Raw genomic sequence first — 14,015 nt, forward strand, 5'->3', positions numbered from 1 at the left:
TGCCCTATTCCGACACCATTTCACCGGCGGTATCGGACGAATGAGCAAGAAGATTGGATTCACAGGCATGGTGTCGCCGATCAAGCATTTGTACCGTCGACTTCGTAAGCAAGCCGCTTGACCGAGAGGAATCATCATGTACGTCATCGCAGGAGCAACAGGCAGAGTGGGCTCAGTGGCAGCTCGTGCGCTGCTGGCCGCTGATACAAAAGTGCGCGTGCTCGTGCGCCGCCCGTCGGATGCCGACGAGTGGGAAGCGCAGGGGGCCGAGGTGCGCATCGTCGCGCTCGACGACCGGGCCGCGCTCACCGAGGCGCTGCGAGCGTGCGCCGGGTTCTTCGCCCTACTGCCGTTCGACCTCACCGTCGACGATCTCGAGGAGCATGCGGGTCGCCTGGTCGCCTCGATCTCGGGCGCGGTCGCCGAGGCCCGCGTGCCGCATGTCGTGATGCTGTCTTCCGGGGGTGCGGATCTCGCGGGCGGCACCGGCCCGATCACCGGCCTGCACCGCCTCGAAGAAGCACTGCGCGCAACCGGCACCACGCTGACCGCGTTGCGTCCGGGACACTTCCAAGAAAAGGTCGGCGACGTGATCGACGTCGCACGCGACAGCGGTATCTACCCCGTGTTCGCCACCTCGGCCGACGCCCCGCTGCCGATGGTCGCCACCGCAGACCTCGGTGGGCTCGTGGCCGAGAGGCTCCAGTCGCCGCCCGCTGTGAGTGAGAGCATCGATGTCGTCGGCCCCGCCTACTCGGAGCGCACTATCGCCGAACTGCTCGGCAAGGCTCTCGGGCGGGAGCTAGAGGTCGCGACGGTTCCCGAGGAAGCCTGGGTCGGCGCCCTTTCCGAAGCAGGGTTTCGCCCGCACATCGCCGAGAGCCTCGCTGAGCTGTACCGAGCCGACGAGCACGGACTGCTCGCTCCGCGCGGTGACCGCAGCGTGCACGTAAACACCCCGGTCGAAGCAACCATCGAGCGCATCCTCGCGCTCCGTTGAACGGCGGGCTGCCGTGTCTTCCCTCATTGATGCCCTGGTCGTCTCTGCGATTGTGATGAACGGGTTGCTCGCCGGGCTGTTCTTCGTCTTCGCCTGCGCGATCACGCCCGGTTTCGGGCGCGTTGATGACGCCACCTACGTGCAGGCGTTTCGCGCGATCAACCGCGCGATCGTGAACGGCTGGTTCCTGCTCGTCTTCTTCTCCGCCCCGCTCACGGCTCTCGCCTACGCCTTCCTCGGTACAAGGTCGGCCGCAATCGTGCCGACATCCTGGGCGTGGGCGGGTGCAGCATGCGCCGCGCTGACGTTAATCATCACCGCAGTCCGGAACGTACCGCTCAACACACAACTCGACCGAGCCGCAACCAGAACGCAGGTCGAGTACCGGGTCGCGCGCGAACGATTCGAGGCACTCTGGAATCGGTGGAACCTCACCCGAACGATCACGAGTGCCGGTGCCCTCGTGAGCCTCGTACTCGCCGGAGCCCTGGGGTGAAGCAGATGACCGAAGCCCCGCACGTCAACTATGCACATGAGTAAGTAGAGAACCGCAGAAACAAGAGTCGGTGTCCCGCGTCAGACTGTGTGGCAGAGTCCGTTAGTTGCGGGTCTTACCTGAAGGAATCTGGTCATCATGGCCCGACCACCCGTCGTTGCAGTGGAGGAGAAGGTCCGTATCGTCCTGTCGATCCTGGCGGGCGAGGTGACTGTCGCAGAGGCTGCTCGCCGCGCGAAGGTCTCCGAGCAGTCCGTAGGAAACTGGAAACGACAATTCCTCGAAGGAGGGCGCTCTGGCGTAGCCGCCGGGAAATCGAAACCGAGCAGCCGCGAGAAACAGCTCGAGGAAGAGATAGCGGATCTCACCCAAGCGCTTGGCGAGGCTCACCTCGAAGCCCGCGTATGGAAGAAAAGTGCTGACGGCCGCCTGGGCCCTTCAAGGACCTCGAGATGATCCGCCAGGAAGCGGGCATGTCAACCTCGAGGTTCTGTGAATTATTCGACATGCCCGAGCGGACCTGGCGTCGCTGGCAATCTCGCCATCGGAACGGTGAAAGCGTTCGCGGTCCGTGGCCCACGCCCGCACGCGATGCCGCCCATGACATGGTCATCGACAAGGCGCAGAAACATCCCGCCTGGGGGCATCGGAAGATCTGGGCGATGACCAGATACGAGGGCGGGCAGGCCTCAGCGTCCACCGTCATGCGGATCATGCAGGACGCTAACCTCGATGTTTCATCGGGTTCGTGAGCTGGGTTGGGTGGCGTCGTTACCGGTGTTCACGTCCTGATTCTGGCATCTGGGCGTGATGTTGTGTCGCAGTGTCCGTTGCGGGCGGCCCGGGTTCCACTGCCGGGGGTGAGGGTGCTGCTGGTGGTAGGGACGGTGGAGCGGGCGCGTCAGGTCTGGGCCACGGTGGTGCGTAGTCGGTTGATGCCGGTCAGGACGGTGGCTGCTTCCGGGGCGTGGCGGGCGAGGTGAAGGACCTTGTGACGGCAGCGCCGCACGAGCGTCGCGGGGATCTCGAACAACCGCGCTCGAAGCCGTTTGGGCTCCCATCTGCGGGCATCATCACTGGTGAAAGCAATGGTCTGCATCCATGCGACCAGCTCGCAGGCGAGCTGGATGATCTGGCACCAGATCTGGTNGCGTAGTCGGTTGATGCCGGTCAGGACGGTGGCTGCTTCCGGGGCGTGGCGGGCGAGGTGAAGGACCTTGTGACGGCAGCGCCGCACGAGCGTCGCGGGGATCTCGAACAACCGCGCTCGAAGCCGTTTGGGCTCCCATCTGCGGGCATCATCACTGGTGAAAGCAATGGTCTGCATCCATGCGACCAGCTCGCAGGCGAGCTGGATGATCTGGCACCAGATCTGGTTCTGCTTGAAGGACTGCAGCGGTAGCTTCAGCAGGCCCATGTCCTTGGCGTGACGGATCCGGTCCTCACACCGTGCCCGGCGCCGGTGACGCAGCTCCAGGACGGGAAGCTGTCCATGGACGGTGTTGGTCGCGAACGCGGTGATGCGCATGCCCTCATGATCGGTGATCCGCAGCTGCGCTCCGGGGTGCGGGCGTTCCTTGCGCACGATCACCCGCATTCCCTCGGGCCAGCCTGTCAGGTCCAGCAGGCCGGTCAGCTCCGCTACCCAGGCTCCTTCACGGATACCGTCGCTATCGGTGTCATAGGCGGCAGTCCACGCCCCCGCCTCGTCGAAGTATGTGAGCAGGTCAGGAGTGTTCGTTGGGAGGGTGAACCCGACGGAGTAGGCCAGTCGCTGCTGGTTAAGCCAGCCCACGAAGTCCTTCGTGCCACCAGCCCCATCGGTGCGGATCAGGATCTTCTTCGAGCCCCGCCCATCTCGGGAAAGCAGCCCCGCGGGCAGTTGCGCAAGGGCTTGCCGGGTGATGCTGATGTGATCGGCAGCGGTGTTCGAGCCCGCGTTGCCCGGACGCAGCTGGATTGCCAGCGGCTCACCGGTCCCGTCGCTGCCATGGTCGAGGAACGCGCACAAAGGGTGGTAGCCGAAACCACGTTTGAACGTCGGGGCGGCCTGCTCCTTCTGGCTGTGGACGTTGATCAAGGTGGCATCAAGATCGATGACCAGCGGGGTCTTCGCACTGGCCCCCGCGCCTGGGGAATGTTCCCCAGCCAGAGCCCAGGCTCTCTCCCGCGCGACCTGGCGAGCCTTGGAGATCGCTGCGATCACCGCCGGGGCGTCGTCGGCCAGGGTCCTGAGCGTGCGGGAGATCGTCGGGGTTGAGGCGACAGGACCGAACAGGCCCGGTTCACAGCGCAGCAGATCAGTATCCCGGGCGGTGTCTCCGCCGATCGCGCACGTGAGGGCCAGGTCCAGCAGAACCTTCGAGGCGTGATGCTCCGCCAGCGGCTTCGTCCACGGCATCAACGCCTCGCGCAGCGAATCCGCCAGGCCCGTAGCGTGCAGCGTGTCGGTCAGCAGCACCGCACCGGCATGCGACACCGCCGGAACCTCAGCGATGTCCACACGCGGCCGGGGGTAGAAGAACAAGGTAGGGTGGGACACCTGAAAGGTGCTCCTTCCAGCGGATCGATACGACTCTTGACACCCCGTATCATCCCAGGCCAGGAGCACCTTTCGCTACACCACCCACCAGCCCAGACCACACCCACATGAAATCTCGAGGCTAGCGGGCGCGCTGCCCGCCGCGCTTCAGCACCAGGCGCGCGATGCCGCGCCAGCCGAGCATGAGCAGCGCCGACATGGAGCTGGCCACCACCACGAACGACCAGTGCGGCAGCTTGTCGCGGTAGAAGCCCCAGATGACCAGGCCGACGACGAGCGTGATGAGCCAGATCAGCCAGCCCTTGTCGCGGCGCACCGCGAGCCACGCCAGCGCCAGGCCGATGGCGAAGGGCGTGAAGGTCTCGAACCAGCCGAAGAAGGTGAACGGCATGTCCTCGGTCCGGTGCGCGGCGCGGGCGAGGAGCGCGAAGGCCGCGATGGCGACGTAGTCGGCGGCGATGGCGTAGGGCGTTTTCAACATGCCCCCGAGCCTAGCGCCCCGCCCCGCCGGGCGCGCCGACGACGAAACCGCGCCCGGCGTAGCGCGCCAGGTAGACCACCCAGCCGACGGCGGTGACGAGGACGAAGGAGACGAGCCGGTAGACGAGGGCGGTGGCGGTGGCGTCGGCAAGCGGTATGCCGGCGGCGGCGAGGACGCCGGTGGTGACGGCCTCGACGGTGCCCACCCCGCCGGGCGTGATCTGGGCCGCGCCCGCGAGCTTGGTCATGACGAACGCGAGCACGGCCGTGCGCAGGGGGATGTCCCCGGTGACGGCGAGGGCGGCGAGGTAGAAGGTGGCGGCGTCGAGGAGCCTGTTGGTCAGGGAGAACGAGGCGGTGGCGGCGAAGGCCCCGGCGCCCATGCGGATCGCGGCGACCTGGTCGATGACCTCCTCGAGGCGGGCGCCGACGCGGGCCGGGACGAAGCGCACCGCGCGCTTGAGCAGCTCGGGGTTGCGGGTGGCCCAGAAGAGCCCGAGCGCGACGGCGACGGCGGAGATGAGGGATCCCGCCAGCGCGGCGGGGGAGAGGGCGGCGCCGAGGACGGCGACGGCGAGGATGCCGAGGACCACCAGCCACACCGTGGAGAGGGCGCCGGAGATGACGAAGAACCAGCCGCACAGGCCCGTCGACGCCCCCCAGGCGCGGTGCACGTTGTAGGCGAACCAGGCCGAGACCGCGGGCCCGCCCGGCACCGACGTGGACCAGGCGTTGGAGGCCAGGGTCAGCGCCGTGCAGCGGCCGAAGCTGGCGATGCGGCCCTGGATGTTCATCAGGACTGTCATCGCCGCGGCCATCGCGAAGACGGCGCCGAAGGCGGTGGCCGCCGCGAGAGCGAGGGGAGCGGGGGAGGCGCGCAGGAGCGCGTCCCACGCCTCGCCGAGGAAGGGCAGTTCGTCGCGGAAGAGGGCGAGCACGGCGACGAGCGCGACGACCGGGAGGAGCCACCGCGCCCACGTTGCCGGCGAGTTATTCACCGCGCTCCAGCTCGCGCGGGCCGCGCTCCGCGAGGCGGCGCATCAGCTCGTCGAAGGGGATGAGCGCGGAGTCCTCGTCGACGGAGCGGCCGCCGCGCACGGGCAGGGTGTCCACGACCATGTCCTCGATGGCGATCTCGCCGGTGCGCGGGTGGGAGCGCGGGGTCTCCGCGACGGGGGCGGCGGAGGAAGACTCGCCGAGGGAGGCGTAGGCGCGCTTGACCCAGCGCGGCGCCCACCAGTTGTCCTCGCGCAGCAGGTGCATCACGGCGGGCACGAGCAAGAGGCGGATGACGGTGGCGTCGAGGGCGAGGGAGAAGATCATGCCGAAGGCGATGTACTTCATCATGACGATCTCGCTCATCGCGAAGGCCCCGGCGACGACGATCATGATGGCCGCCGCGGCGGTGATGATCCCGCCGGTGTGGGCGGTACCCTCGCCGATGGCCTCGTCGGTCGAGGCCCCGTGATGGCGCGCCTCCACCATGCGCGAGACGAGGAAGACCTCGTAGTCGGTGGACAGGCCGTAGAGGATGGCCACGATGAGCACGAGCACGGGGCTCATGAGCGGGCCCGGGGTGAAGTTCAAAAGCCCCGAGCCGACGCCGTCGACGAAGACGGCGGTGAGGAATCCGAGGGTGGCGCCGATGCCGAGGATGTTCATGATCACCGCCTTCGCCGGCAGGATCAGGGAGCCGAACAGCAGCGCCATGAGGATGAACGTGGCCACCACCATGTACAGCGCCATCCAGGGCAGGGTGGCCAGCAGCGCCTCGATCGACTCGACCTCCATCGCCGGGGTGCCCGCCACGTAGAGCTCGACGCCCTCGGGCGCGGTGATCTCGCGCATTTGCTTCACGACGTCCGCCCCGCCGTTCCGGTCCGCCAGGGGCGCGGAGAGGACCGTGGTGCCGTCCTGGGTCGGGTGCGAGGGCGCCAGCGGCGAGGCGAGGCCGGTGACCTGGCGCGCCTGCATGACGACGTCGACAAGCTGCCGGTTGTCGGCGCCCGTGACCACGAGCTTGACCGGGTCGGTGCGGAAGGCGGGGAAGGTCTCGTTGAACGCGTCCTGCGCCTGGCGGGTCTCCTGGTCGGGCGGAAGGTAGGACTCGTTGATGCCGCCGAAGGTGATGCCCACCATCGGGATGGTCAGGGCGATGAGCAGGGCGGAGACGCCGGCGGCGACGAGCTTGGCGTGGCCCATGGCCCAGCGGGGGATCCGGTACCAGACGGTGTCCTCGATACGGCGGCCGCGGCGCGAGGTGCGGCGCACCGACCACTTGTCGATGTTCCTGCCCAGCATGCCGAACAGCGCCGGCAGCACCGCCACGGAAATCACCGCGGCGAGGACGACGGCGCTGATCGCGCCGTAGGCGACGGACTTGAGGAAGGCCTGCGGGAACATGATCAGCCCCGACAGGGCGACGCCCACCATGAGCGCCGAGAAGAACACGGTCTTGCCCGCCGTGGTCGTCGTCACCGCCACGGCCTCCTCGACGTCGAGGCCGCGGTCGAGCTCCTCGCGGAAGCGCGAGACCATGAACAGGCCGTAGTCGATGGCCAGGCCCAGGCCGAGCAGCGTGATCACCGACTGGGAGAACACGTTGACCTGCTGGAAGCTGGCCAGGATGGACAGCAGGGAAAGCGAGCCCACGATGGAGAGGATGCCGACGATCAGCGGCATGGCCGCGGCGACGACGCCGCCGAAGACTAACAGCAGGATGATGGCCACGAAGACGAGGCCGACCTTCTCGGCGCGGGCGATGTCGCCCGCCATCCCGTCGTCCAGGGCGTCGGCCACGGCGGTCGCGCCGGCGATCTGCACGGTGGCGCCGTCGGGAAGCGAGATGCCGCGCAGGGCCGGCTCGATGGTGCGGAAGTCCTTCAGCGTCTGCTCCCCGTCGCCCTTCAGGCTGATCGCGGCGAAGGCGCGGGTGCCCTCGGCGTTGACCTGCTGCGGGTTCGGGGAGGCGAAGTAGCTGGCCACCGAGTCGATCTGCTCCGGGTAGCGCTGCTTCAGCTCGGAGATCTGCCGGTTGGCCTCGTCGAAGACGGGGCCGGTGGTGAGGCCGCCGGGGGCGTCGACAAGCACGATGACGTCGCCCGAGCTGTCGCGGCCGAAGGTGTCCTCCTCGATGCGCGCGGCCGCGGTCGAGTCGGCGTGCGGGTCCTCCCAGCCCTCCTGCGACATGCGCTCTCCCAGCTTGGAGCCGAAGAAGACCTGCAGCAGCACGATGACGGCGATGACCACCGCCGGGATGACGCGGCGGAAACGGTAGGCAAAATGCCCCCACCTGTAAAACAAACGGGCCTCCTAGCTGTTGTCTCGGTTGTTGTCCCGGTTGTGCTCGCGCGTGTTGTGCAGCAGGGAGGACAGGGGGCGGAACGGTTGGAGCCAGGCGCCGCCCTCGGGCAGCTGGTCGAGGTTGACCCGCGGCAGGGGCTCGCGGAACACCCCGGGGATGTCCTCGAGGTCGACGAAGGTGATGTCCTTGGCCGTCACCGCCCAGGACGCGTGCTCGTGGAAGCCGAGGACGGTGACCGGGATGCCGGCGGCGATGAGCTCCTCGATGGGTTCGAGGAAGTTCTGCCCGTCGGCCGAGGCGATGACCACCCCGCGCAGCACGCCCTCCGCGCGGCGGCGCTCGATGTGGGCGAGCATGTCGCGGTCCACGTCGGAGTCTTCCTCGCTCTTCGGCTTGGCAAACACCGCGAAACCGACGTTGCGCAGCGCCTCGACCCAGGGGCGGACCACGTCCGCGCCCTGGGCGGAGATGTTGGTGAACACCGTCGCCTCGGGCTCGACGCGCTCGCCGAGCTCGGCGGAGCGCTCCGCCGCGCGGGAGATGAGCCAGCGCCCGATCGCGTCGAAGCGGGGCCGGTAGGCCGCGGTGGGCCGCCCGCCCAGAATCGCGCCGAGGCCCATGTCCAGGTTGGGGGCGTCCCAGACCAGCAGGAAGCTCTCGGGCCCGGGGGCGGCGCCGGGGGAGTAGGGGTGGGTCATTTCGTGGAGGTCCTGCATGGCTAGATCTTCTCCCAGAGGTACTCGCGGATGGTGTGGTCCTTGTCCAGTCCCTTGCCCTCAAACTTAGTGATGACCTGGCGGTCCGTGAGCAGCGGCGCCCCCTCCCAGGGCCAGCCGCGGTACGCGAGCTGCGGCTCGACCTCCACGAGCTCGTCGATCCACTCCGCGTAGCCAGCATGGTCGGTGGCGACGTGCAGCACGCCGCCCTTCTTCAGGCGGGCGGCGATGAGGTTGAGCGTGCCCGACTGGATGATGCGCCGCTTGTGGTGGCGGGCCTTGGGCCACGGGTCCGGGAAGAAGATGCGCACCCCGTCGAGGGAGCCCTCGGGGATCATCCGGGCCAGCACCTCGACGCCGTCGCCGCGGACCATGCGGATGTTGTCGATCTCCCCGCGCACGACCGCGCCCAGCAGCTTGGCCAGCCCGGGCTTGTACAGCTCGACGGCGATGATGTTCGTGTCGGCCTCGAGCGGGGCCATCGCGGCGGTGGAGGTGCCGGTGCCGGAGCCGATCTCCACGATGGTCGGGTGCCCCGAGCGGCCGAACCAGCTCTCGACGTCAATGGGCTCGTCGCTCAGGACCCGGCCGAGGCGGGGCCAGTGGGCGTCGAAAAGCGCCTCCTGGTTCTCGGTGAGCGTGCCGCGGCGAAAGGTGACGGAGCCGAGGCGAGGGTAGTCGAGCCCGGTGCCGAAGTCGGTCTGCGGCGGGCGGCCGTGGGGGAGCTCGCCTACCCCGGGCCGCTCAATTTTAGGATTATCAGAACTATTCATCGTGTTAATTGTCCACATGACGTGGGTAAATGCAAGTCCTTCGAGGGGGGAGGCCGCGCCGCGCGCACCCCTCATGTGGGGGTGGAGGTCGGGCGGTTCGGGGTGGCGGTTCTGTTTGACCCCGCGGGGGTAGGTTATTCCCCCTGCTTATGCCCCATATAGAGCGGCTGATAGGCGGTTCTAACCGCCCTCTTATTCCCCTCCCTCCCCCCCCGCCGGTACTGGCGGCCCTCCCGCGACCACCACGACGGCCGCNCCGTTTTGGGTGTACTGGGTCACTGGTCATAACCGATGGCGGGGCGTCGGGGGCGGCGTTTGAGCACGAAGAGCCGTGTTTTCGATAATCTAGACCCCTACAGGAATTCCTTTTCGGTGCGCCGCCGGGGATAACCACTTGGCGTGCCGGAGCACGAAACACACAGGAGGGCACATGGCCACTGCAGTTAAGGGCATGGCGCAGCCCGCGCCGACCGACAACGAAGAACTTATCGCGTGGGTAAACGAGGCCGTCGAGCTGTTCCAGCCCGAGCGCGTGGTGTTCGCCGACGGCTCCCAGGAGGAATGGGACCGCATGGCGGCCGATCTGGTGGAGAAGGGCACCCTCGTCAAGCTCAACGAGGAGAAGCGCCCCAACTCCTTCCTCGCCCGCTCCAACCCCTCTGACGTGGCCCGCGTCGAATCCCGCACCTTCATCGCCACCGAGAAGGAGGAGGACGCCGGCCCGACCAACAACTGGATGAAGCCGGCCGCCCTCAAGGAGGAGATGCTCGAGCACTTCCGCGGCTCCATGAAGGGCCGCACCATGTACGTCGTGCCCTTCTGCATGGGCCCGATCACCGACCCCGCCCCCAAGCTCGGCGTCCAGCTCACCGACTCCGAGTACGTCGTCATGTCCATGCGCATCATGACCCGCATGGGCCAGGAGGCGCTGGACAAGATCGAGGGCGGCAACTTCGTGCACTGCCTCCACTCGGTCGGCGCCCCGCTCGCCGAGGGCGAGGAGGACGTGACCTGGCCGTGCAACGACACCAAGTACATCTCCCAGTTCCCCGAGACCAAGGAGATCTGGTCCTTCGGCTCCGGCTACGGCGGCAACGCCATCCTGGCCAAGAAGTGCTACGCGCTGCGCATCGCCTCCGTCATGGCTGAGGAGGAGGGCTGGATGGCCGAGCACATGCTCATCCTCAAGCTCACGTCCCCGGAGGGCAAGAGCTACCACATCGCGGGCGCCTTCCCCTCCGCCTGCGGCAAGACCAACCTGGCCATGATCACCCCGACGCTCGAGGGCTGGTCCGCCGAGGTTGTGGGCGACGACATCGCCTGGATGCACCTGCGCGAGGACGGCCTCTACGCCGTGAACCCGGAGAACGGCTTCTTCGGCGTTGCCCCGGGCACCAACTACGCCTCCAACCCGATCGCCATGCAGACCATGGAGCCGGGCAACACCCTGTTCACCAACGTCGCGCTCACCGACGACGGCGACGTCTGGTGGGAGGGCATGGACGGCGAGGCGCCCGCCCACCTCATCGACTGGCGCGGCAACGACTGGACCCCGCGGTCCGGCCACGACGCCGCCCACCCGAACTCCCGCTACTGCGTCGCCATCGAGCAGTGCCCGACGGCCGCGCCTGAGTTCAACGACCCCAAGGGCGTGAAGATCGACGCCATCCTCTTCGGCGGCCGCCGCGCGGACACCGTCCCCCTGGTCACCCAGGCCCTGGACTGGGAGCACGGCACCATGATCGGCGCGATGCTCTCCTCCGGCCAGACCGCCGCCTCCTCCGAGGCGAAGGTGGGCACCCTGCGCCACGACCCGATGGCCATGCTGCCCTTCATGGGCTACGCCGTGGGCGACTACTTCCAGCACTGGCTCGACATGGGCGTCAAGGGCGGCGACCGCATGCCGTCGATCTTCCTGGTCAACTGGTTCCGCCGCGGCGAGGACGGCCGCTTCCTGTGGCCGGGCTTCGGCGAGAACTCGCGCGTGCTGAAGTGGATCGTGGACCGCATCGAGGGCCGCGTCGGCGCCGACGACACCCTCGTGGGCCACACCGCCCGCGCCGAGGACCTCGACCTGACCGGCCTGGACACCCCGCTTGACGACGTCAAGGAGGCCCTCTACCCGGACCCCGAGCTGTGGGCGGAGGACATCGACGACTCCCGCGGCTACCTCGAGGAGCTCGGCCACCGCGTCCCGAAGGAGATCTTCGCGCAGCTCGACGCGCTGGAGAAGCGCACCGAGGAGGCCCGCGCTTAAGCCCGCGCAGGCCTCAGGGCCGGCGCAGCACGAGCACGAGGTTGGACACCGCGAACTCGCGCAGCAGCGGGACGCGGGCGAGCCACCACGCCCAGCTCGGGTGGTAGCGGGGGAAGGCGAAAACGAATTCGCCTTCCCCCGCTTCGTGCTGTTCGCGGGCCCAGTCGAGGCCGGCGGCGGCGGAGACGTCGAAAAGCGAGGTGCCCCACGCGTTCTTCGGCTGGTGCCCGTGCTTCTTCACGTAGCGGCGCCGGGCGAACTCGCCGCCCACGTAGTGCTCCCACAGGCCGGTCTCGTGCCCGCCGAAGGGGCCGAGCCACACCGTGTAGGACAGCACCACCAGCCCGCCGGGGCGGCACACGCGCAGCATCTCCGCGCCCATCGCGCGCCAGTCGGGGATGTGCTCGGCCACGTTGGAGGAGTAGACCACGTCGAAAGAGCCGTCCGCGAAGGGCAGCGCGGTGCCGTCACCGCGCACGGCGCCGTAGCCGGTCAGGCCCGCCGCGCTCATCTCGGAGACACTGGGCTCGAGGCCCACGTAGAAGGAGCCGGCGAAGGCGTCCGCGAAGTAGCCGGGCCCGCCGCCGACGTCCAGCACCCGGGCGCCGGCGACGTCGCGGCCGGTGAGGTCGGTGGAGAGGGCGTCGAGAAGCGAGCGCGTGTCGCGGGCCAGCCCCGAGTAGAAGATGGCGGGGCGGAATTGCTCGTAGGTGAACGACCGCAACAGGCGCAGCGAGCGGCGGAGCGTGGCCATGCGGCGGGTACGGTACATAACCTATGAAGATACTTCTCCTCTGCTGGCGCGATACCACCCACCCGCAGGGCGGCGGCTCGGAGCGCTACCTGGAGCGGGTCGGGGAGTACCTGGCGTCGCGCGGCCACGACGTGGTCTACCGCACGGCGAAGCACACGGACGCGCCGCGAGCGCCGCTGTCGGTGTGGCGGCACCGGCCGGACGTCATCCTGGACACGCAGAACGGAGTGCCCTTCTTCGCCCGGCTGTACTCGCGGGCCGAGACGGTGCTGCTCACGCACCACTGCCACAAGGAGCAGTGGCCGGTGGCGGGCCCGGTGATCGGGCGCCTGGGCTGGTTCCTGGAGTCGCGCGTCGCCCCGCGCGTGTACCGCGGGGCGCGCTACGTGACGGTCTCGGAGGCGTCCAAGGCGGACCTGGTGGGCCTCGGGGTGGAGGCATCCGACGTGGCGATCGTGGAAAACGGGGTGGACCCGGTGCCGGACTCGGTGCCGGTGCTGCCGGAGGACGGCCGGCTGCACGTGGTCACCCTGTCGCGGCTTGTGCCGCACAAGCGCATCGAGCACGCCATCGACGCCGTCGGCGCGATGGACGGGGTGGTCCTGGACATCATCGGCTCGGGCTGGTGGGAGGACAGGCTGCGCGAGTACGCGGAGCCCTACGGCGACAAGGTGGTCTTCCACGGCCACGTCAACGAGGCGCACAAGCACGCCCTGCTCGCCCGCGCCGTTCTGCACCTCATGCCGAGCGCGAAGGAGGGCTGGGGGATCGCGGTGACGGAGGCGGCGCAGCACGGTGTGCCCACGGTGGGCTACCTCTCCGCGGGCGGCCTGCGCGACTCGGTCGAGGACGGGGTCACGGGGCGGCTCGCCCGCACGAAGGGCGAGTTCATCGAGTTCGCGAGGGCACTGCTTGACGACGCCCCCTCCCGCGCCTCACTCGGCGCCGCCGCCCGCGAGCGGGCCGCGCGCTACTCGTGGGAGGAGACGGGCCGGCGCTTCGCCGAGGTGCTGGGGCTGTAGGGCGGGAGCCGAAACGACGAAAACCCCGGCGGGTGCCGGGGCGTGCGCCTGCGCGGGTTAGGAGAAGAGCTCGCCCTCGCGCAGGCGGTCGAGCATCTCGGCCTCGACAAGCACCGGGACGAAGTCCTCGATGACGGCCTCCTTGCGGTGGGACGCGAGGACGTTGTCGAAGGTGTTGCTGATCTGGTTGGCCTCGTACTGGTCGGCCCAGTCGTTGATGAGGTCTTCGCGGATGTTGCGCAGCGCGCGCTCGCGAATGATGCTGAAGTCGATGTCCTTCTTGTTCATGTTTACTTGTCCCCCTCGTGGATCTTGTGGGCGAGGACCTCGTTGGTCTCCGCCTCGGCGAGAACTGGAATGAAGTCGGTGATCGTGGCCTCCGCTTCGTGGTGGGCGAGGACGTTGTCGAAGGTTTCGGTCACCTCCGCGTCACTAAACTCTCCGTTCCACTTTTCTACGAGGTCTTGCCGGACTCGGCCGATCACCCTGTCGTTCATCGCGTTGGTCATTTCAGATTCACCCTTCCGGTTCTTCTCGCGGCTACTCGGTTAAGTAACCTGTTGTTTAACTAGTGTTAACCTTAAATGGTCTCGCGGGCGGATGCAAGGGCCTCGACGCTTGGTCGAGCCGATTTATTGGTCGGTGCCCACATACTTCACTAAAGTTGCAGG

15 protein-coding genes are annotated in these 14,015 nt (G+C 68.1%); 6 read left to right on the forward strand and 9 right to left on the reverse strand.

What is annotated here, in order from left to right:
* Positions 1–136 precede the first annotated feature (136 nt).
* The 4 genes from DYZ02_RS07755 to DYZ02_RS07770 all read left to right on the forward strand — a co-directional run bounded on the left by DYZ02_RS07755 (position 137) and on the right by DYZ02_RS07770 (position 2,248).
* On the forward strand, positions 137–1,000 hold the full coding sequence (locus DYZ02_RS07755; protein WP_115685725.1) for an NmrA family NAD(P)-binding protein: 864 nt from the start codon (positions 137–139) through the stop codon (positions 998–1,000).
* Between the two features lie 13 nt (positions 1,001–1,013).
* Complete coding sequence (locus DYZ02_RS07760; protein ID WP_220272202.1) at positions 1,014–1,496, forward strand: anthrone oxygenase family protein; 483 nt, start codon at positions 1,014–1,016, stop codon at positions 1,494–1,496.
* 138 nt (positions 1,497–1,634) lie between these two features.
* Entirely contained in the window at positions 1,635–1,952 is a 318-nt protein-coding gene (locus DYZ02_RS07765) for a transposase (RefSeq protein ID WP_115685726.1), read from the forward strand.
* On the forward strand, positions 1,949–2,248 hold the full coding sequence (locus DYZ02_RS07770) for a hypothetical protein (RefSeq protein WP_115685727.1): 300 nt from the start codon (positions 1,949–1,951) through the stop codon (positions 2,246–2,248). The genes DYZ02_RS07765 and DYZ02_RS07770 overlap by 4 nt, the downstream gene beginning before the upstream one ends.
* Positions 2,249–2,397: 149 nt before the next feature.
* On the opposite strand, the gene DYZ02_RS07775 is transcribed toward DYZ02_RS07770, so the two are convergent.
* The 6 genes from DYZ02_RS07775 to trmB all read right to left on the reverse strand — a co-directional run bounded on the left by DYZ02_RS07775 (position 2,398) and on the right by trmB (position 9,311).
* Positions 2,398–4,038 carry an IS1380 family transposase gene (locus tag DYZ02_RS07775; protein WP_115685728.1) on the reverse strand — a complete coding sequence of 547 codons (1,641 nt, stop codon included), beginning with the start codon at positions 4,036–4,038 and terminating at the stop codon, positions 2,398–2,400.
* A gap of 121 nt (positions 4,039–4,159) precedes the next feature.
* Entirely contained in the window at positions 4,160–4,519 is a 360-nt protein-coding gene (locus tag DYZ02_RS07780; RefSeq protein ID WP_115685729.1) for a DUF3054 domain-containing protein, read from the reverse strand.
* Positions 4,520–4,529: 10 nt separating this feature from the next.
* Positions 4,530–5,516, reverse strand: a complete 987-nt coding sequence (locus DYZ02_RS07785) for a lysylphosphatidylglycerol synthase transmembrane domain-containing protein (protein ID WP_115685730.1) — start codon at positions 5,514–5,516, stop codon at positions 4,530–4,532.
* Positions 5,509–7,821 carry an MMPL family transporter gene (locus DYZ02_RS07790; protein WP_115685731.1) on the reverse strand — a complete coding sequence of 771 codons (2,313 nt, stop codon included), beginning with the start codon at positions 7,819–7,821 and terminating at the stop codon, positions 5,509–5,511. The genes DYZ02_RS07785 and DYZ02_RS07790 overlap by 8 nt, the downstream gene beginning before the upstream one ends.
* Positions 7,822–7,830: 9 nt before the next feature.
* The gene (locus DYZ02_RS07795) at positions 7,831–8,538 is read right to left on the reverse strand and encodes an NYN domain-containing protein (protein WP_115685732.1); all 708 of its coding nucleotides are present in this window, start codon (positions 8,536–8,538) and stop codon (positions 7,831–7,833) included.
* 2 nt (positions 8,539–8,540) lie between these two features.
* A complete protein-coding gene (gene trmB, locus DYZ02_RS07800; protein ID WP_115685733.1) occupies positions 8,541–9,311 on the reverse strand; it encodes a tRNA (guanosine(46)-N7)-methyltransferase TrmB in 771 nt (256 codons plus the stop codon).
* Positions 9,312–9,741: 430 nt separating this feature from the next.
* Between trmB and DYZ02_RS07805 the strand changes: the two genes are divergently transcribed.
* A complete protein-coding gene (locus DYZ02_RS07805) occupies positions 9,742–11,568 on the forward strand; it encodes a phosphoenolpyruvate carboxykinase (GTP) (protein ID WP_115685734.1) in 1,827 nt (608 codons plus the stop codon).
* Positions 11,569–11,581: 13 nt separating this feature from the next.
* On the opposite strand, the gene DYZ02_RS07810 is transcribed toward DYZ02_RS07805, so the two are convergent.
* Positions 11,582–12,340 carry a class I SAM-dependent methyltransferase gene (locus DYZ02_RS07810; protein WP_115685735.1) on the reverse strand — a complete coding sequence of 253 codons (759 nt, stop codon included), beginning with the start codon at positions 12,338–12,340 and terminating at the stop codon, positions 11,582–11,584.
* A gap of 5 nt (positions 12,341–12,345) precedes the next feature.
* Between DYZ02_RS07810 and DYZ02_RS07815 the strand changes: the two genes are divergently transcribed.
* Positions 12,346–13,344, forward strand: coding sequence for a glycosyltransferase family 4 protein (locus DYZ02_RS07815; protein WP_115685736.1), 999 nt, complete (start codon positions 12,346–12,348; stop codon positions 13,342–13,344).
* A 57-nt stretch (positions 13,345–13,401) separates the two neighbouring features.
* On the opposite strand, the gene DYZ02_RS07820 is transcribed toward DYZ02_RS07815, so the two are convergent.
* Together DYZ02_RS07820 and DYZ02_RS07825 are read right to left on the reverse strand one after the other, a co-directional pair.
* Entirely contained in the window at positions 13,402–13,632 is a 231-nt protein-coding gene (locus DYZ02_RS07820) for a three-helix bundle dimerization domain-containing protein (RefSeq protein WP_115685737.1), read from the reverse strand.
* A 2-nt stretch (positions 13,633–13,634) separates the two neighbouring features.
* Positions 13,635–13,853: a three-helix bundle dimerization domain-containing protein gene (locus DYZ02_RS07825; protein WP_115685738.1), complete on the reverse strand. Its 219-nt coding sequence runs from the start codon at positions 13,851–13,853 to the stop codon at positions 13,635–13,637.
* Positions 13,854–14,015 lie beyond the last annotated feature (162 nt).

This window comes from Corynebacterium senegalense (assembly GCF_900411315.1).
Classification (GTDB): Bacteria; Actinomycetota; Actinomycetes; order Mycobacteriales; family Mycobacteriaceae; genus Corynebacterium; species Corynebacterium senegalense.